The sequence below is a fragment of the Brevundimonas sp. AVps4 genome, assembly GCF_058681525.1.
This window is the reverse complement of record NZ_CM178741.1, coordinates 1684196-1702538: the sequence shown is the minus strand read 5'-3', so window position 1 is coordinate 1702538 and position 18343 is coordinate 1684196. Positions and strand designations below refer to the sequence as shown.

Below are 18343 nucleotides of genomic sequence, written 5' to 3'. Positions count from 1 at the left end.
GAAAGAATATGTCGCAGACGCTTAATGCAGGGTGCGGAACTTCAGGGTGCCGATCACCGTCTTCAGCGTGCGCAGCGCCTCCGGATCGTAGTCCTTGTCCACATCGGTGATGACATAGCCGGTGCGTTCGTCGGTCTTCAGATGCTGACCCAGGATGTTCAGACCCGCCGCCGCGAGCGCCCGGTTAAGGTCGGCCAAGACCCCCGGCTGGTTCTTGTGGATGTGCAGGATGCGGTGCGCGCCGGAGACCTCGGCCAGTTGCACATTCGGCAGATTGACGCTGAAGGTGGTGTCGCCCCGGTTCAGATAGCCCAGCAGGCGCTCGGCCGCAAACTCGGCGATGGCTTCCTGGGCCTCCTCGGTCGATCCGCCGATGTGCGGCGTCAGGATCATGTTCTTCAGCCCCTGAAGCGGGCTTTCGAACGGGTCGGAATTGGTGCGCGGTTCTTCCGGGAAGACGTCGACCGCCGCGCCGGCGATCCGGCCGGACCCCATGGCCTGGGCCAGGGCGCCGACATCGACCACATGGCCGCGCGACAGGTTCAGGAACAGCGCCCCCTCCTTCATCCGGGCGAACTGGGCCGCGCCGAAGATGTTGGAATTCTCACGCCGCCCGTCGACGTGCAGGGTCACCACGTCGCTCTCGGCCAATAGGGCGTCCAGCGACCGCATGCGCCGGGCGTTGCCCAAGGCGAGCCGTTCCGACAGGTCGTAGAACAGCACTCGCATGCCCAGGTTCTCGGCCAGCACCGAAAGCTGGCTGCCGATGGCGCCGTAACCGACGATGCCCAGGGTCTTGCCGCGCAGCTCCTTGGACCCGGTCGCCGACTTGTTCCATTTTCCGACGTGCATGGCGGCCGACTTGTCGGGCACGTCGCGCATCAGGACGATCATCAGTCCGATGGCCAGTTCCACGACCGAGCGGGTGTTCGAATAGGGGGCGTTGAACACCGCCACCCCGTGATCGGCGGCGGCCTCTAAGTCGATCTGGTTGGTGCCGATGCAGAAGGCGGCCACCGCCATCAACCGATCGGCCTCCTCCAGCACACGGCGGCTGACGGTGGTCTTCGAGCGGATGCCCAACACATGCACGCCCTTGATGGCGGCGATCAGATCGTCCTCGTCCAAGGCGCCCTTCATGGTCTCGACGGAATAGCCGGCCTCCTCCAGCCGCTCGACGGCTACGGGGTGGATGTTCTCCAGCAGCAACATCTTCATCCGGCTGCGCGGAAAGGACCAGCGGCCCGACAGGCCCTCGGCGTGCAGCACCTCATCCAGAGAAGCGGCTTCGGCGTCGGCGACCTCGATCACCGACGGACGGCGCGCGACCTCGGTGAAGGCGTAGAAGGCGTCGGCCCCTCCTGCCAGCTTGACCTCGGCGTCGTTCCAGCCGTCGCCGACCATGACGACGCGACCCGACAGGTTCAGCGCGTGGATCACCGCCGGCTTGCCGTCGGCGTGGGACAGGGGATTGGCGTCGTCGACGCCCGTCACCCGCCCGTCCGCGTCATAGATCAGGTCGTTGCACAGCACCCGGTCGGGCGAAACGCCCAGCAGTTCGGCCACCGGCGCGATCACCTCGCGGAAGCCGCCGGACAGAATGACCACCCTGCCCTTGTGCTGCTGGAAGAAGTTCAGATTGCGCCGCACAGAGGCGGTCAGCCGGTCGGACGCGCGCTCCGCCAGGGACTGCACATGGTCGCGGGTCAGGGGCAGCAGGGCCAGACGCCGACGCAGCGCCTCCCCAAAAGCGAGGTCGCCCGCCATGGCCTGATCGGTCAGGGCGGCGATCTCGGCCCGCGTCGCCTCAGCCTGGGGCGAGTCCGCCAAGGCGAGGTCGGCCAAGGCTTCCAGTGTCTCGAAATCGACCAGGGTCGAATCAAAGTCGAAGATCAGGGTGGGGCGCGCAGTCATGGAGCGCGTCTTAGCCGCCTTCGCGCCTGCGGCAAAGCCGAGGCGTGCTGAAGAAGGCTATCAGTTGCGCTTAATCCTTGCCGCCCGCCGCGATATTCCGAGCTGCGGGCGGCAAGAAATCTCAGAACCGGGCGATACGGCGCACGCGGCTGTCCGGCCGGCGGCTTTCCAGAACGACGGCGCCGATCGCAGCCGCAAGGGTCGCGACGGCGAGCAAGGCCCCGCCCTCCCGCGCATGATCCCGGGCGTAGGCGCCGGCTTCATCGGCGTAGTGACGCGCCTTCTTGCCCTGTTTCTTCAGCGCCTTCTTGGAGCCCTTGCGAGTTGCGTGGAACCAGCCGTCGGCGCGGGCGCGGGCGTAACGGGCGCCGTCGGCGGCCCGGTGACGCGCTTCGCGCGACCATTCGCCGGCGCGCTCGCCGGCCCATTCCCCGGCGTCTTCGGCCCGGTGGCGGAAAGCGTCCGCGGCGTCATGCAACCGGTCGCGGAGATCGGCCGTATCGACCCAGCCGCGGGGATTCATCCGCATCTTGATCCGCTCATAGCGGGTCGGGCCGCTGCGCTGCGACAGATAGATGGCCAGACCGGCGCCGACCAGAAGGGCGGCCAGGGTCCCGGCGCTGACGCCCGGATGTTTGCGGACTTCGTCCAAGGCGTTGAAGTTACGAACCATAGGATAGTGAACCTCTTCATCCAGACCGTTCGCGGTCGGGTCACGGCGCCCGCCGTCGTTCGGCCGATAGGCGGAACGGCGGTTCCGCATCAGCGAAGGAGCGAACCGCGCCAAAAACGGTTCCGCCCCACCCGACCGGGTCAGATAGAAAGATGCCTGGCTTGGGCGCAGGCGCAAGCCCTTGAGGCGCGGCCGGCGGGATGTTGGGGGCGCCTCTTACCAAGCCGGTCTCGGGCGCCTAAATAGCCCCGATCCCGAAATGACGCCTTCCAAGGACCTTGCCGTGACCGATCACGCGCCCCAATCCGCTGTTTCCGACGACCTGGCCGCCGCCTTCCAGATCGAGGGCTGGCCCGTGCGCGGTCGCCTGGTTCGGCTGGGCGCGGCGATCGACACCATACTGGCCGCCCACGCCTATCCTGAGCCGGTCGCCGCCCTGCTGGGCGAAGCCTGCGCCCTGGCGGCCCTGATCGGCTCCAGCCTGAAGTTCGAAGGCCGGCTCCTGGTCCAGGCCCAGGGCGACGGGCCGGTGCGCTATGTCGTCGCCGACTATGGCACGGACGGCTCTCTGCGGGGCTATTGCCGCTATGACGAGGACGAGGTGGCGGCGGCCTCTCAGGGCTTCGCGCGGCCGGGCGCCCGGCCCCTGCTGGGTCAGGGCGTTTTCATCATGACCCTGGACCGCGGTCCTGATTTCGAACGAACGCAAGGCATCACCCCGATCGAGGGCGAGAGCCTGTCCCTGTGCGCCGAACACTATTTCCAGCAGTCAGAACAGGTGCCGACCAAGGTGCGCCTGGCCGTCGGCTCGGTCCAGACCGGCGCCGGGGTCCAGTGGCGCGCCGGCGGGGCGATGATCCAGATCATCGCCGGCGACGAGACGCGCGGCTCGACCGAGGAAGTCTGGGACCGCACCCGCGCCCTGTTCGGCACCCTGGCCGACGACGAACTGATCGACCCCACCATCACGCCCGAAACCCTGCTGTTCCGCCTGTTCCACGAGGACGGGGTCCGGCTGGAGGGTGCGCGACCGCTGACGGCCGTCTGTCGGTGTTCCAAGGACCGCATCGCCTCGGTCCTGGCCTCCTTCGACCCGGCCGAACGGGCCGAAATGATCGAGGACGACGGGCGTATCCACGTCACCTGCGAATATTGCGCCACGGTCTACGCCTTGGAACCGGACGAGGTGGTGGCGGCCCAGATCTGATCGGGCATTCAGGCATGGTGTTTGCGACCTGGGGGACGGAGGACCGTCCCTCTGACCGAATTCGAGACATCGCCATGAAAACCGCCATCGCCGCCGCCGCCGCACTGGCCGCTCTGAGCGTCGCGCCTGTCGCCTTCGCCCAGACCGCCACCACGACCACCACCAGCAACACCTGCCGCCCCACCGACCCCTGCTATGACGCAGTCTGGAGCAAGTCGATCGCCAACACCCAGCGCATCGACGGCACGAACTCGATCTTGAACGCCACGGTCAACACCACAATCGGTCACGCCGCCGACACCGTGACCGCCGCCGCCACCTCCATCGGCAACAACTTCAAGGCCGAGGGCCGGTCGGTCGAATCCCTGTCTTCGAACCAAGTCTTCCAAGGCGAGGCCTACGCTACGCTGAACGCCAAGATCGGCGACGCGGCCTCGGACGTCACCCTGAACTCCAGCGCCATCGCCAACAACACGTCGGTGGACGTGGCGCAGGCGGGCCGCATCGATCTGAACCAGCAAATCCTGAACCGCGATCCGTCGGCCGTGGTCAACGCCGAGCTGGGTTCGGTCGGCGGCGATCTGACCGTCAGCGCCATCGCCGGCGGCAACATCGCCAATGTGACCGCCGACGTGGCCAACCTGTCCTCCAACCAGTTCGCCCACGCCGCGCCTCTGAACGCCGTGACGAACCTGTCGGTCGGCGCCGTCTCCGGCAAGATCGACGCCGCCGCCACGTCGATCGGCAACAGCCTGACCGTCAAGGGCTTCTGATCCTACGGCGGGACGCGGCCGCGGTCGCGTCCCGCCACAGATCAGGCGAGGAGACTTAAATGAGACACCGGCTGCTTGCGCTCTCCGTTCTGAGCCTTCTCGCCGCTGCAAGCGCGGTTCAGGCCCAGTCCAGCGTCGCCCAGATGGAGGCCGGATACGGTGGGGCCCGCCGCACCCTGTCCACCGCCTTCAATCCGTCCACCCGTGATGCGAACAACAACCGCGTCATCATGAACGGGGTGATCCAGGACGGTCAGGGCGGAAGCCAGATCAACGTCAACGCCAACGGCCAGACCTCCGGGGCGGACTTCTTCCGCTCCGGCGCAGACAGCTTCACGGCGGGGGCCCTGACCGCCAGTTCGACGGCGATCGGCAATCAGATCAACGTCAACGTCAACGGTTCCTGGAACACGGTGGTGCTGGATTCGACACAGATCAACAACGCCCCGATCAATGCGACCACCACAGTGACCGGACGCAACACGACCGGACAATAGGTCTTCGATCAGGGAAGGCTGGACGCCCGTCGGTTCGCCGACGGGCGTTTTCGTTTTCCGGGCGAATTTCTCGCTGGCCCGAACGGTGCGTTTCAACCGTCGAGAGACCTAAGACTGTTCAGGAACGACACATGTCGCCGATCGCCCTTCGCGCCGCCGCGCTCGTTATCGCCGCTGGTCTGGGACTGACGCCCGGCCTGGCGTCGGCTGAGACGCGCCAGAACTATGTCCCGCCGATCGGCGACGCCCCTGTCACCTCCAATCCGACTCCTTATACACCTGCCTTGACCTGCCTGGCGGAACGTGCGGCGGGGCGCCCGGCCCCGCGCATCTCGGTCGGCCGGATTTCCGACCTGACGGGGCGCGTGGATTTCGACACTGGCGCCAAAATCCCGCAGGGCGCGGCCCTGTTCGCCATCACCGCCCTGGGTAAGGCGGGCGTTCCCGTTGTCGAACGGCTGGACAATTCCGTCGCGGAGATCGAGCTGAACTACGCCCGCCAACATCTGTTGTCGGACACCCCCGAACGGGCGGGCTCCGACCCTCAGAACTTCCGCCCCATCTATGCGGGCCAGATCGCGGGGTCGCAGTACTACATCGTCGGCGGCGTCACCGAGCTGAACTACAATATCGCCTCCTCCGGTCTGAAGGCCACGGTCGGAGAGGCGGCCGCAGCCGGGGTGCGGGGCACGGCGTCCACGACCGGCTATGTGATGAACGTCGCCGTCGATTTGCGCCTGGTGGACACCCGCACACAGCAGGTGATCGACATGGCCTCTTTCCAGAAACAGGTGACTGGGCGCGACGCCAGCCTGGGGCTGGTCGGGACGGTCGGAGACTACGGCGCCAATCTGAACGGCGGACGCGGCGCCATGGAGCCTTTGCAAGCGGCGGTGCGCACGCTCGTCGAGCGGGGCGTATTTCAGCTGATCGCCAATCTTCAGGGCGGGAACGCGACCGCCGACTGTCTGAACCCGGCCGCCAATCCGTCCGGTCCGACGCTGCCGACCTACGCCGCCCTGCCCGGCTCCTGACGCTTTCCTGAATCTTCACGGATTTGGGGTATTCGAGGCGCCATGCAGCGCCTGTCGATACAAATGACCGCCGCCCTGTGCGTCGCGGCCGTTGGAATGTCCGGCTGTGTCGGCGCCCATTACGATCCGGCGACCGGGCTTTACGCCCGCACCCTGGGGGGCGCGCCGGCGACACCGAACCCGACGCCCTACACTCAATCGCTGGAGTGCCTTGCACGGGCGGCGCGCGCCCAGAGCCTGCGCGGGCCGACCTTGGCCGTGGGGGCCATTTCGGACCTGACCGGCAAGAACGACTGGGACACTGGACGAAAAGTCAGCCAGGGCGCCGCGCTTTTCGCCATGACCGCCTTGGGCAGGGCCGGACTGCCGGTGGTCGAACGCTATGACCGCTCCGTGTCCGACATCGAGCTGGCCTACGCCCAGACGGGGGCTCTGTCCGGGGCCCTGATCGGCGAAACGCCGCCTGCCGCGACGATCGCGCCCCGGACGCCGTCGGAACCGGACCCCGAGGTGGTCTCGACCGTCGTTCCGGCCGATGCGACGGCTCTTGCCCCCCGACCGGTCCTGACCGGTCAGATCGCGGGTTCGCGCTACTACATCGTCGGCGGCGTCACCGAGCTGAACTACAACATCCGATCTTCGGGCGTCGACGCCGCCGGGGGCGAGGTGGACAGCCAGGGCGCCAAGGGCAGTTTCCGCAACAGCGCCTATGTGATGAATATCGCCATCGACCTGCGCCTGGTGGATTCCGTCAGCCAACAGGTCGCGGCCGTCGCCTCCTATCAGAAGCAGTTGATCGGCCGAGAGATCAAGGCCGGCGTCTTCGACTTTCTGGACGGCAACGTCTTCGACATATCGGGAGGCGCCAGCCAGTTGGAGCCGATGCAACTGGGGATCCGCACCCTGGTGGAACGCGGCGTATTCGACCTGGCCAGCCACCTCTATGGATTTGACCGGTCCGTCTGCCTGCCCGACGGACTGGAGAGCGAAGACGGGGTCACGCCTCTGCTTCCCCTTGGTCCGCATCACATCCTCATGGCCGAAGACGCGGCGCCCCGGATCGCCCGTGCGGTAGAGCCTGAAATCGAGCGACGCCTTGAGGCGGCGACGCCCATTCCCCTCCCCGTCCAGACGGCGTCAAATCGATCGGTTCAAGCCCATCCGGGGCCGGTGATCGAGCCCGGCACCTGGCGCGTCCGGCGCTGAGGGCTGATCAGCCTTCCAGATCCAGCGAATAGCCGGCTGAGCGGACCGTGCGGATCGGATTGGCGCTGTCGTCGCCGATGGCCAGGGCCTTGCGCAGACGGCCCACGTGGACGTCCACTGTGCGCGCCTCGACATAGACGTCCGACCCCCACACGGCGTCCAGCAGTTGCTCGCGGCTGAACACCCGGCCCGGATGCTGCATGAAGTGATCCAGCAGGCGGAACTCGGTCGGCCCCAGATGGACTTCCTGCCCAGACCGCTTCACCCGATGGGAGACGCGGTCGATGATGATGTCGCCGTGGTTCAGGCGGTCGTCGGCAAGACCCGGACGGATGCGGCGCAAGACGGCGCGGATGCGGGCGATCAGCTCGACCATCGAGAAGGGCTTGGTCAGATAGTCGTCGGCGCCGGTATCCAGCCCCCGCACCCTATCGCTTTCCTCGCCGCGAGCCGTCAGCATGATGATGGGCAGGTTGCGCGTCTCGGCCTTGCCCCGGATGCGACGGCAGACCTCGATGCCCGACAGCTTGGGCAGCATCCAGTCCAGCAGAACGAGATCGGGCTGGCGCTCGTCGATCTGGAGCATCCCCTCCTCGCCGTCGGCGGCGACGGTGACGTCGTAGCCTTCCTTTTCAAGGTTGTACTGAAGCAGGGTCGCCAGCGCGTCCTCGTCTTCCATCACAAGGATATAGGGCTGCACGTCGGGCCTCCGGTCTCGGGTCAGTGCGTCGAAAGGTTCGGCGTCGGATCGGAATCTTCGGCCGTGGGTTGGGCGCGCGGGCGTTCGCCCACGATGTCTTCGCCGGTGATTTCGTAGTGCACGGTCTCGGCGATATTGGTCGCGTGGTCGCCGATCCGCTCCAGGTTTTTGGCCATGAAGAGCAGATGGGTGCAGGCCCCGATCGTGCGCGGGTCGCCCATCATATAGGTGAGCAGTTCGCGGAACAGGGCGTTGTAATGCTCATCGACCTCGTCGTCGGTCTGCCAGACGGCGACGGCGCGATCCAGCTCCGAGGCCGTATAGGCGTCCAGCACGTCCCGCAGCCGGGTCGAGACCAGCCGCCCCATCCGCTCGATCGACCGGGTCAGGGGTTGCATGGGCTCCCCCTCGGCCAGGATCAGGGCGCGCTTGGCGATGTTCTTGGCTAGGTCGCCGGTGCGTTCCAGGTCGGTGGCGATCTTCATGGCGCCCAGGGTGCGGCGCAGGTCGCTGGCGACCGGTTGGCGCAGGGCGATCAGGCGAATGGCTTTCTTTTCGATATCACGGTGCAGGGCGTCGAGCTTGAGGTCCCGCTCGACCACGGCGCGGGCCAGGGCGATGTCGCGCCGGGCGACGGAGTCGATCGCGTCTGCGACCTGGGCCTCGGCGAGACCGCCCATGCGGGCGATCTCGGCCGTGATCTGATTCAGCTCGTCGCCATAAGCCTTGACCGTGTGCTGGTTCATTAGCCGAAGCGTCCCGTGATGTAGTCCAGGGTGCGCCGCTCGCGCGGATTCTGGAAGATGTCTTCGGTGTCGCCGGTCTCGACCAAACGCCCCATGTGGAAGAAGGCCGTGCGTTGCGACACCCGGGCAGCCTGGGCCATGGAGTGGGTGACGATGACGATGCAGAACCGCTCGCGCAGTTCGTCGATCAGCTCTTCGATCCGGGCGGTGGCGATGGGATCAAGCGCCGAGCAGGGCTCGTCCATCAGGATCACTTCGGGGTTCACGGCGATGGCGCGGGCGATCACCAGACGCTGCTGCTGGCCGCCCGACAGGCCCATGGCCGAGGACTGAAGGCGATCGGCGACTTCATCCCAAAGGCCCGCGCGTTTCAGGGCGCTTTCGACCACGCCGTCCATCTCGGACTTCGCCGAGACCAGGCCGTGGATCTTGGGGCCGTAGGCGACGTTTTCGTAGATCGATTTGGGGAAGGGGTTCGGACGCTGGAACACCATGCCGACCCGCGCGCGCAGCAGGACCGGGTCGATGGAGCGGTCGTTGATGTCTTCGCCGTCCATGGCGATCCGCCCCGTGACCTTGGCCCCGGAGATGGTGTCGTTCATGCGGTTCATGGTGCGCAGGAAGGTCGACTTGCCGCAGCCCGAAGGACCGATCAGGGCCGTGACCGTCTTGTCTGGTATGTCCAGCGACACCTCAAAGAGGGCCTGTTTGCCCTCGTAGAAGACCGAAACGTCGCGCGCGGCGATCTTGATCGGGCCGGTGGGCGGCGTAGCCACGACCGTCTGGTCCGCCTGGCGCGAAGATTCGGCGGCGGCCTCGATCCGGTCTGCGTCGCCAGCCGTTTCGGACGCTTCGCTCACGGCCGCAGGCAGAACCTGACCGCCCATGCGCACGGCGTCGGTCGGATCGGCCGTCCCGGCGCCGGTCTGGTCTTCAGCAGAACGGAAGATGCGAGTTTTCATGCTCTTACCACCGGCGCTCGAAGCGCCGCCTCAAGATGATAGCCGCCGCGTTCATGATGATCATGAAGACGAGCAGAACGATGATCGCCGCAGCCGTGCGTTCGTGGAAGGCGCGTTCAGAGGCGTTTTCCCAAATGTAGATCAGCGACGGCAGGGCGCCGACCGGCTGGTCGATGGCGTGCGGCACGCCCGGCACGAAGCTGACCATGCCGATCAGCAGCAGGGGCGCGGTTTCGCCCAGGGCGTGGGCCATGGAAATGATGGCGCCGGTCATCACGCCCGGCATGGCCAGGGGCAGAACGTGGCTGAACACCGTCTGGGTGCGCGAGGCGCCCATGGCCAGGGCCGCCTCCCGGATCGAGGGCGGCACCGCCTTCAGCGAGGACCGGGTGGCGATGACCAGGGTCGGCAGGGCCATCAGAGCCAGGACCAGGCCGCCGACCAGGGGACTGGCGCGCGGCAGGTGCATCCAGTTGATGAACAGCGCCAGGCCCAACAGGCCGTAGACGATCGAGGGCACGGCTGCGAGGTTGTTGATATTGACCTCGATGATGTCGGTCAGCCTGTTCTTGGGCGCGAACTCCTCCAACCAGACCGCTGCGCCGACGCCCAGCGGAATGGCGATCAGGGCGGTGACCATCAGCATCAGGGCCGAACCCACCACCGCGCCCAGCACGCCCGCCAGTTCCGGCTGGGTCGAGTCGCCGTTGGTGAACAGGGCGGTGTTGAAGTGCGCCCCCACCACCCCCTCGGCCTGCATCCGCTCCAACCAGGCGATCTGCCGATCCGTCAGACGGCGCTGGTCTTCAGGGGTCGATTTCGAAATCTCGCCTTTCAGATACAGGTCCGCATCGTCCGATAGGGGCGCGGCCAGGGGCACGGTCTCGCCGATGATGTCCGGGCGTTTGGCGACTAGGTCGGCGGCGACGAACTTCAGCTCGGACGAGAACAGGCCGCGCATTTCGGCCGAGGCGCGACCGGCAGCGTCGTCCTGAACGCCCCAGCGCGCCAGCTGCTGCTCGGCGGCCAATTGCTCGAAGTTGGACCCTTGAGGATAGGCCCGATCCACGCGGGCCGGGTCCATATAGACCGGGACGGTCACCGTATGGGTGTAGAAGGCGGTGTGCCCCTGCTCCACGATCCGCACCAGAAGGATCGCCAGGAACAGGACGGCGGCGGCGATGGCCAGACGGCCATACCATTTGAACCGCGCCTCCTTGGCGTGGCGTCGTTTCAGCCCGGCGCGCAGTCGGTCCAGCCGCGTCCTGTCGGTCGCGCCGGCGAGGCGATCGGAGGTCGCGTCAGTCATATTGTTCCCGATAGGTCTGCACGATGCGGTGGGCGACGATGTTGAGCACCAGGGTCGCCATGAACAGGGTCAACCCCAGGCCGAAGGCCGACAGGGTCTTGGCGCTGTTGAACTCCTGGTCGCCGGTCAGCAGCGTGACGATCTGGACCGTGACGGTGGTCACCGTGTCCAGCGGATTGAAGGTCAGGTTGGCCGCAAGGCCCGCCGCCATGGTCACGATCATGGTCTCGCCGATCGCGCGCGACATGGCCAGCAGCAGGGCGCCGGCGATGCCCGGCAGGGCGGCCGGCAGAAGAACCCGCTTCACCGTCTCCGACTTGGTGGCGCCCATGGCGAAGGAGCCGTCGCGCAGGGTCTGGGGCACGGCGTTCAGAATGTCGTCCGACAGGGAGGAGACGAAGGGGATCAGCATGATCCCCATCACAGCGCCGGCCGTCAGGGCCATCTGGTTCTGCACCAGGGCCAGATAATGACCGAGGCCGTCCAGCGGTCCGCCGATCAGAAACAGCCCGATTTCATTAAAGAAGACCCGCAGGAGCGGCCCCACGGTCAGGGCGGCGAAGAAGCCGTAGACCACCGTCGGCACCCCGGCCAGAATCTCCAGCAGCGGCTTGACCACCGCCCGCGTGCCGCGCCCGGCGTATTCCGACAGATAGATGGCCGACAGAAGTCCGATCGGCGCGGCCACGCACATGGCGATCGCCATGATCAGCAGGGTGCCCGCGAACAGGGGCACGGCGCCGAAGGCCCCGGTCGATCCCACCTGGTCGGCGCGGATGGCGATCTGGGGGCTCCACTGGGTTCCGAACAGGAAGTCGAAGATCGGGACCCGCTGGAAAAAGCGGAAGGAGTCGAAGGCCAGGGAGGCGATGATGCCGATCGTCGTCAGAACGGCGATGGCGGAACAGACGAACAGGGCGCCGTACACCCAGCCTTCCACCCGGTTGCGGGCGCGTGTCTGGGGACGGATTTGAGTCATGGCGAACAGACCGCCCAGGACGGCGGCCAGGACGGCGGCCAGTCCCCCGCCCCACTTCAAGGTGCGCTCGATACTGACCATGCGGCGCGCTTCGACCGGGAGCTGCTCGGCCAGGGGCCGTTCCCAGATCTGAAGGGCGGGCTCGCCGCGACCGAGGCGATGGGCGTCGGCGAAGAATGCGTCGCGACGGAACGGATCCAGGGCGGCCACCTCCGGCGGCGTGTCCACTGCGGTCAGCTGCCGCTCCAGGGGCGCCGAGAACAGACTCATCAGCACCAGAACCAGCAGGGCCGGCGCGGCGACCCAGATCAGGGCGTAGGCGCCATGCTGTCCGGGTCGCGAATGCGGCTTGGCCCCGACGGCGCGGCGGACGGCCAGGGCGCGACCGCCCAGATAGGCGGCGACGCTGAGCGCGACGAGGATCAGTAGGTAAATCCAGATCATTCCGGGTCCGAGGCGGTCAGGCGCGAATCGAAAGAAGGCCGGCGATCCGGCGGCTACGCGGCGCGACTACTGCCCGCGAATGGTCAGCGGAATAAGACGACTTGATGACAGTTCCATAACAGCGCAGGCGGCGCGGCGCGGCGATCAGGAGGCGGCGCGAACATCCCGCCGTTCGACCACCATGGGGAACCAGGCGGTAAAGGCGGCGCCCAGACCCGGTGCGCTCTCCACCACCAGACCGCCCTCGTGGCGATTGACGATGTGTTTGACGATGGCCAGACCCAGTCCGGTGCCCTGGCGCTCGCCGCTCTTTTGACCTTCGACCCGATAGAATCGCTCGGTCAGTCGCGGCAGGTGCTCGCGCGCCATGCCCGGCCCATGATCGCGCACGGTGACGGCTGCATAGAGGACGCCCGCAGCCCGGTCCGGCGTGACCAGCGGCAACCGCGTCGCGCCCGGCATGCGGGACGACCAGGCCTCGTCGAACGACAGGTCCGAGCGCACCGAAATCTCCACTGTGCCCCCGGCGGGTGAATATTTGACGGCGTTGTCCAGCAGATTCTGGACGACCTGGAGGATTTCGTCGCGGTCGCCGTTTATGGAGGCGCGTGTCTCCCCGCGGTCCAGGGCCACGACGATCTGTTTGGCCTGGGTCAGAATGCTGACGGCGTCGACCACGTCGGCCGCTGCGCGATCCAGATCGACCCGGCCTGACGGCGGGATGTGTTCATTCAGCTCGATCCGGCTGAGCGACAGAAGGTCGGCGACCAGACGTCCCATGCGATCCGCCTGGGCCGACATGATGTCCAGGAATCGGTCGCGCGCTGCGGCGTCGTCGCGCGCGTGACCTTTCAGGGTTTCAATGAAGCCGCTGAGCGAGGCGAGCGGCGTGCGCAGTTCGTGGCTGGCGTTGGCCAGGAAGTCGACGCGCATCATCTCGGTGCGGCGCGCGGCGGTCTCATCGCGCAGGACGACCAGGGCCAGGGGATCGCGCCCCTCCCCCGCCTCGGTGGACAAGGGCCGCGTCCAGGCGCGCCAGCGCCGGTCCCGCTGCCCGCCGGTGGTGTAGTCTGTCGTGCGCGAGACGTCGCCGAAGAGGGCTTCGTCCACGGCTTCCAGCACCCCCGGCTCACGGATCACCTGGACCAGCAGCGCGCCCTGACGATGAATCCGCAACAGGTCGCGCGCGGCCTTGTTCGCCATCACGATGCGCCGACCGGCGATGTCGTCCGGTTCGCCGCCGCTGACGATCAGAACAGGATCGTCCAGGCTTTCGAACACCCGGTCCAGCAGGTCGGCGGTGACGGGATCGGTCGGCCCGTCCGCCGGCGCGCCCTCCGGCGTCGGCGTCGGCGCCGGCGCCGGCGACTGGGCGTTCAGCAGCCAGGCCGATCCGGCCACCACCACCGCCCCGCCGACCAGCCATCCTGCGATTTGAGGATGGACGAAGGCGAGACCCAGTAGAACGCCCACCGCGATCGCGATGCTGATGCCGACCGTCCAGAGTCGAGACGTCGAGGTCGGCGCCACCGGCGAAGGCGAGGAATCATAGGACATGGGCGGCGCGAGACTCGCTCGAACGGTTGGGGAAATCCCATCCTTGCACGGATTTTGTGACGCCGCGCCGACAGGACCGGCGATTTTTCCAAGCCTGACCGCACGGTTTGTTTAGGAGTTTTAGGCAGGCTGTCGCCAAAGGGGGAACTTCCTTGGTTCGGACGATGGACGCGGTCCTGTACGGTCACGACTGGCGGCTCAGTCTGCTCGCCGTCGCCTTCTGCTTTGCGGGAATGGCGTCGACCCTGCAGTTGATCGAGCTGACACGCCGGCGGGACGTCAAGACGCGCTGGCGGCTCGCCGTCGCCGCCGGCATCGTCGCCTCGCTCACGACCTGGCTGGCCCATGTCCTGGCCATGAAGGCGCTGGCCGCCCGCCTGGGCGGGACCTATGACGTCGGCCTGGCCCTGGGGTCCAGCATACTGGCTATGGCGATGATCGGCTTGGCCGTCGTCGTGGCCCTGGCGCGAGGACGGCTGTGGCGGACGTTTGCGGGGCTGATCGCCTTGTCCGGCGTGGCGGCCATGCACTATCTGGGCATGGTGGGTTTCCAGGCGTCCGGTCGGATGGAGTGGCGGTCCGATCTGGTGGTTCTGTCTATCGTCGGCGGCATGGCCATCGCGGGCGCAACCGCCTTCCTGCATCGTCGGGGCAGCCTTCCTCGCCTGTTGTTGAGCGCCGGCGGGGCGGTCGCCGCCATCATGTTCCTCCATGTCATGGGTACGGCGGCGCTGAGCGTGACGCCCGATCCGGCGGCGGGACGGCAGGCCGCCTTGTCTCCAGAGGCGATGCGCCCCCTGATCATCCTCGTCTTTCTGGCCGTCGGCGGAACGGGCGGGGTGATCGGGGTCATGGCCTATATGACGCGGGCGGGAGCCCTGGCGCGCATCCGCGAGGCGGTCGAAGCCATGCCGGACGGCCTGGCCTTCTTCGACGCCGACGATCGACTGGTGCTGTGGAACGCCCGCTATGCCCAGGTGAACCCGGAACTGGGGCCGCTTCTAAAGGTCGGGACCCCCTTCCTGGACCTGATTCGGATCGGCATGGACGAAGGGCGGTATGACGACGCCATCGGGCGCGAGGACGAGTGGATCGCCGAGCGGCTGAGGGCGCGCCGCGCCGCATCCTCCTTCATTGAGCAGCAGGTGGCTGGCGACCGCTGGCTGCGGATCCAGGACCGCCGGACGGCGGAGGGTGGGACCGTCACCGTCTGCAACGACATCACCGACCTGAAGCACGACGCCCGCGCCCTGGGCGAGGCGCGCGACGCGGCCGAGGCGGCCAATGTGGCCAAGAGCCTGTTCCTGGCCAATATGAGCCACGAGATTCGCACCCCGCTGAACGGCGTCATCGGCCTGTCCCAGGCTCTAGCCAAGACGGAACTGACGGCCGAGCAGCGCGAAATCCTGGATCTGATGCAAGCCTCCGGCCAGACGCTTCGGACCCTGCTGAGCGACATTCTGGATCTGGCGCGGGTCGAATCGGGCAGGCTGGAATTGACTGAGGACGCCTTCGAACTGGCTGGCGCGGTGCGCGAGGCGGCCCAGCTCTATGCCGAGAACGCCCGCGAGAAGCACCTCGGCTTCCATGTGGACATCGATGTCGAAGACGGGCTTTGGGTCAGGGGCGACGTCGTGCGCCTGAAGCAGATCCTGACCAATCTGATCTCCAACGCCGTCAAATTCACCAGCCAGGGCTTTGTCGGCCTGACCGTCCAGCGTGGAGCGGACCATGCGCGTGGGCCGACCCTGCGCTTCACCGTCGAAGACACCGGCATCGGTTTCGACTCAGCGACGAGAGAGCGTCTGTTCCGACGCTTCGAACAGGCCGACGGCGGCATTACGCGCAAGTTCGGCGGCTCCGGCCTGGGGCTGTCGATCTGCCGCCAGTTGGCGGAGATGATGGGCGGCGACCTGGATTGCGAAAGCGAGCCCGGGGGCGGCTCGGCCTTCATACTGACCCTGCCCCTGTCGGTCTGCGACGCTCCGGCCCAGAGCGAACCCCAGGCCGACCCTGAAACGCCGGCTCGCCTGCGCCGTCCCGTGCGGGTGCTGGTCGCCGACGACCATCCCACCAACCGTCGGGTGATCGAGCTGATTCTAGCCCAGACCTCGGTCGAGCTGTGCATGGTCGAAAACGGCGCAGAGGCCGTTGACGCCTTCCGTCTTCGCAGCTTTGACTTGGTGCTGATGGACATGCAGATGCCGGTGATGGACGGCCTGACCGCCACCCGGGAGATTCGACTGCATGAAAGCGCGACCGGGTCGGCGCGAACCCCGATCGTCATGTTGACGGCCAACGCCATGCCTGAACATGTGGCGGCGGGTCGCTCGGCCGGAGCGGACCACCATCTGGCCAAGCCGTTCAACGCCGCCGAACTGCTGGCGATCGTCATCGACCCCGCCGCCCTGCCGAAGATCGACGCTCAGGCGGCGTGATTCCGCTGAGCGGTCGCCGATCCGGTCTCAGGCGGTTGCACATCCGTCATGATGCGTGTAATAGCCCGCGCTCTTGAATTCGAGGGTTCATGACCCCCGCCGCGCGGGCCCAGGGTTGGCGCGGTGTTTCCGTTGTTGTTGAGGCGAGCCAGATGGCCGAGATCATTCTGAACGTGGACGTCCGCGAAGGCGTCGGCACCGGTGGCGCCCGCGCCGCCCGTCGCGCCGGTTTTGTGCCGGGCGTCCTGTACGGCGGCGACAAGGCCCCCGTCGCCCTTTCGGTGAACGAGAAGGACTTCCGCAAGTCGCTCTACACCGGCAAGCTGTTGGGCCACCTGGTGACGCTGAAGTACGGCGAGGAAACCCAGCCGGTCATCGCCAAGGACGTGCAGTTCGACCCGGTGTCGGACCGTCCCCTGCACTTCGACCTCATGCGCGTCGACGAGCACGCCCCGGTCAAGATCGAAGTGCCGGTGCACTTCAAGAACGCTGACGAAGCGCCGTTCGCCCGTCAGGGCGGTTCGCTGGAAGTCGTCCGTCACGCCGTTGAAATCCTGGTCAAGGCCGACAGCATTCCGGAAGAACTGGTGGTCGATCTGGCCAAGGCGCAGATGGGCGACACCATCCGCATCTCGGACATCGCCCTGCCCAAGGGCGCCCAGCCCACCATCACCGACCGCGACTTCGTGATCGCGACCATCAAGGTCTCGTCCGCCGCCCTGTCGGCCGCCGCCGACGAAGCCGCCGAGGCCGAGACGACCGAAGGCTGAGCCTTCGTCGCATCGCCGGAACCAAGCCCCGCCCGGCTCGCCGCGGCGGGGCTTTTCTTTGGGCGACGCACACGGCATGAGGACGTCATGATCATCATCGCCGGTCTGGGCAACCCAGGCGCCAAATACGAGAAGAACCGCCACAACATCGGCTTCATGGCCGCCGACGAGATCGCGCGGCGCTGGCGGTTCGGCCCCGAGCGGGCCAAGTTTCAGTCGATCGTCAGCGAGGGTCAGGTCGAGACGGCGAACGGGCCGGTCAAGGTCCTGCTGATGAAGCCCCAGACCTATATGAACGAGAGCGGCCGGGCCGTCAGCGAGGCCGCGCGCTTCTACAAGATCAAGCCCAGCGAGATCATCGTCTTCCATGACGAGATCGACCTGGCGCCCGGTCGGTTCCGCATGAAGACCGGCGGCGGAGCAGCCGGCCAGAACGGAATCCGCTCGCTGATCAGTCATCTGGGACCGGACTTCCGTCGCGCCCGGATGGGGATCGGCCATCCCGGCGAGAAGGAGATGGTCATGCCCCACGTCCTGGGAGACTTCCACAAGGCGGAGCAGCCCTGGCTGGACGCCCTACTCGAGGCCTGCGCTGACGCTTTGCCCTTCGCCGTCGCCGGCGACGACGAACGCTATCAGGGCGAGGTCATGCGCCTGGCCCCGGCGCCCAAGTTCAGTCCCCGCCAAGCGGCGCGCGGCGAACTGTAGCCTGTACGCCCTTGGCGAAACGCCGTAGAGGCGAGGCGTGAACCGTTCCGGCGCCGATCATTGGTCGACATCGAAGTCGCTCGCCTTCCTGGCGGCGGTCTTCGCCATCGTGCTCGGAAGTCTGCTGCCGTTCGGCGCCTTGGCGGCGGCCCAGCCGGGCCAGCCTCTGGTCATCTGTTCCGCAGAAGGGCCGCAGACCATCCAGTCCGGCGGCATGGACGGCCCGGTCAACAAACATCTTGGGGCCAAGTGCGCAGCCTGCGTCGTGCCCCTGGCCGCCGCCCTGCCCGTCCCGCCCGCGCCCGAACCCGCGCCGGTCCTCCGCACGGTCGAGACCGTCGTCTATACGCCCGCCCGCGTCAGCCCCCCGCCGCCGGCCCGCGCGCCGCCGCGTCCGCCGTCCACCGCCCCGCCCCACGCCTGAAC

At 67.2% G+C, this 18343-nt stretch carries 17 protein-coding genes; 9 read left to right on the top strand and 8 right to left on the bottom strand.

What is annotated here, in order from left to right:
- Positions 1 to 21 precede the first annotated feature (21 nt).
- Both serA and ACW178_RS08305 read right to left on the bottom strand, forming a co-directional pair.
- Positions 22 to 1914 (bottom strand): phosphoglycerate dehydrogenase, encoded by a 1893-nt coding sequence (serA, locus tag ACW178_RS08310; RefSeq protein WP_492024460.1) that lies wholly within the window; start codon positions 1912 to 1914, stop codon positions 22 to 24.
- 121 nt (positions 1915 to 2035) lie between these two features.
- Positions 2036 to 2587 (bottom strand): YtxH domain-containing protein, encoded by a 552-nt coding sequence (locus tag ACW178_RS08305; protein ID WP_287106633.1) that lies wholly within the window; start codon positions 2585 to 2587, stop codon positions 2036 to 2038.
- A 283-nt stretch (positions 2588 to 2870) separates the two neighbouring features.
- On the opposite strand from ACW178_RS08305, the gene ACW178_RS08300 reads away from it, so the two are divergent.
- The 5 genes from ACW178_RS08300 to ACW178_RS08280 all read left to right on the top strand — a co-directional run bounded on the left by ACW178_RS08300 (position 2871) and on the right by ACW178_RS08280 (position 7304).
- Entirely contained in the window at positions 2871 to 3794 is a 924-nt protein-coding gene (locus ACW178_RS08300) for an Hsp33 family molecular chaperone (protein ID WP_224762250.1), read from the top strand.
- A gap of 74 nt (positions 3795 to 3868) precedes the next feature.
- The gene (locus ACW178_RS08295) at positions 3869 to 4567 is read left to right on the top strand and encodes a hypothetical protein (RefSeq protein WP_054765407.1); all 699 of its coding nucleotides are present in this window, start codon (positions 3869 to 3871) and stop codon (positions 4565 to 4567) included.
- A gap of 59 nt (positions 4568 to 4626) precedes the next feature.
- Positions 4627 to 5064: a holdfast anchoring protein HfaA gene (hfaA, locus tag ACW178_RS08290; RefSeq protein WP_182713917.1), complete on the top strand. Its 438-nt coding sequence runs from the start codon at positions 4627 to 4629 to the stop codon at positions 5062 to 5064.
- Between the two features lie 131 nt (positions 5065 to 5195).
- Entirely contained in the window at positions 5196 to 6098 is a 903-nt protein-coding gene (gene hfaB, locus ACW178_RS08285) for a holdfast anchoring protein HfaB (RefSeq protein WP_182713916.1), read from the top strand.
- A 42-nt stretch (positions 6099 to 6140) separates the two neighbouring features.
- Positions 6141 to 7304, top strand: a complete 1164-nt coding sequence (locus ACW178_RS08280) for a CsgG/HfaB family protein (RefSeq protein ID WP_191558811.1) — start codon at positions 6141 to 6143, stop codon at positions 7302 to 7304.
- A gap of 7 nt (positions 7305 to 7311) precedes the next feature.
- On the opposite strand, the gene phoB is transcribed toward ACW178_RS08280, so the two are convergent.
- The 6 genes from phoB to ACW178_RS08250 all read right to left on the bottom strand — a co-directional run bounded on the left by phoB (position 7312) and on the right by ACW178_RS08250 (position 14001).
- Positions 7312 to 8004, bottom strand: a complete 693-nt coding sequence (phoB, locus tag ACW178_RS08275) for a phosphate regulon transcriptional regulator PhoB (protein ID WP_152949895.1) — start codon at positions 8002 to 8004, stop codon at positions 7312 to 7314.
- A 20-nt stretch (positions 8005 to 8024) separates the two neighbouring features.
- The gene (gene phoU / locus ACW178_RS08270; protein ID WP_054765402.1) at positions 8025 to 8750 is read right to left on the bottom strand and encodes a phosphate signaling complex protein PhoU; all 726 of its coding nucleotides are present in this window, start codon (positions 8748 to 8750) and stop codon (positions 8025 to 8027) included.
- Complete coding sequence (gene pstB, locus ACW178_RS08265) at positions 8750 to 9712, bottom strand: phosphate ABC transporter ATP-binding protein PstB (RefSeq protein WP_054765401.1); 963 nt, start codon at positions 9710 to 9712, stop codon at positions 8750 to 8752. The genes phoU and pstB overlap by 1 nt, the downstream gene beginning before the upstream one ends.
- 4 nt (positions 9713 to 9716) lie before the next feature.
- Positions 9717 to 11021, bottom strand: coding sequence for a phosphate ABC transporter permease PstA (gene pstA / locus ACW178_RS08260; protein ID WP_191558813.1), 1305 nt, complete (start codon positions 11019 to 11021; stop codon positions 9717 to 9719).
- Positions 11014 to 12444 carry a phosphate ABC transporter permease subunit PstC gene (pstC, locus tag ACW178_RS08255; RefSeq protein WP_054765399.1) on the bottom strand — a complete coding sequence of 477 codons (1431 nt, stop codon included), beginning with the start codon at positions 12442 to 12444 and terminating at the stop codon, positions 11014 to 11016. The genes pstA and pstC overlap by 8 nt, the downstream gene beginning before the upstream one ends.
- Before the next feature lie 144 nt (positions 12445 to 12588).
- Positions 12589 to 14001 carry a sensor histidine kinase gene (locus tag ACW178_RS08250; protein ID WP_054765398.1) on the bottom strand — a complete coding sequence of 471 codons (1413 nt, stop codon included), beginning with the start codon at positions 13999 to 14001 and terminating at the stop codon, positions 12589 to 12591.
- 152 nt (positions 14002 to 14153) lie between these two features.
- Here ACW178_RS08250 and ACW178_RS08245 point away from each other — a divergent pair, with 152 nt between their 5' ends.
- The 4 genes from ACW178_RS08245 (at position 14154) to ACW178_RS08230 (ending at position 18341) form a co-directional block, all read left to right on the top strand.
- Entirely contained in the window at positions 14154 to 16439 is a 2286-nt protein-coding gene (locus ACW178_RS08245; protein WP_224764309.1) for a hybrid sensor histidine kinase/response regulator, read from the top strand.
- A gap of 152 nt (positions 16440 to 16591) precedes the next feature.
- A complete protein-coding gene (locus tag ACW178_RS08240; RefSeq protein WP_054765396.1) occupies positions 16592 to 17209 on the top strand; it encodes a 50S ribosomal protein L25/general stress protein Ctc in 618 nt (205 codons plus the stop codon).
- Between the two features lie 87 nt (positions 17210 to 17296).
- Positions 17297 to 17917: an aminoacyl-tRNA hydrolase gene (gene pth / locus ACW178_RS08235; protein ID WP_191558814.1), complete on the top strand. Its 621-nt coding sequence runs from the start codon at positions 17297 to 17299 to the stop codon at positions 17915 to 17917.
- A gap of 37 nt (positions 17918 to 17954) precedes the next feature.
- On the top strand, positions 17955 to 18341 hold the full coding sequence (locus ACW178_RS08230) for a DUF2946 family protein (RefSeq protein WP_183215928.1): 387 nt from the start codon (positions 17955 to 17957) through the stop codon (positions 18339 to 18341).
- Positions 18342 to 18343 lie beyond the last annotated feature (2 nt).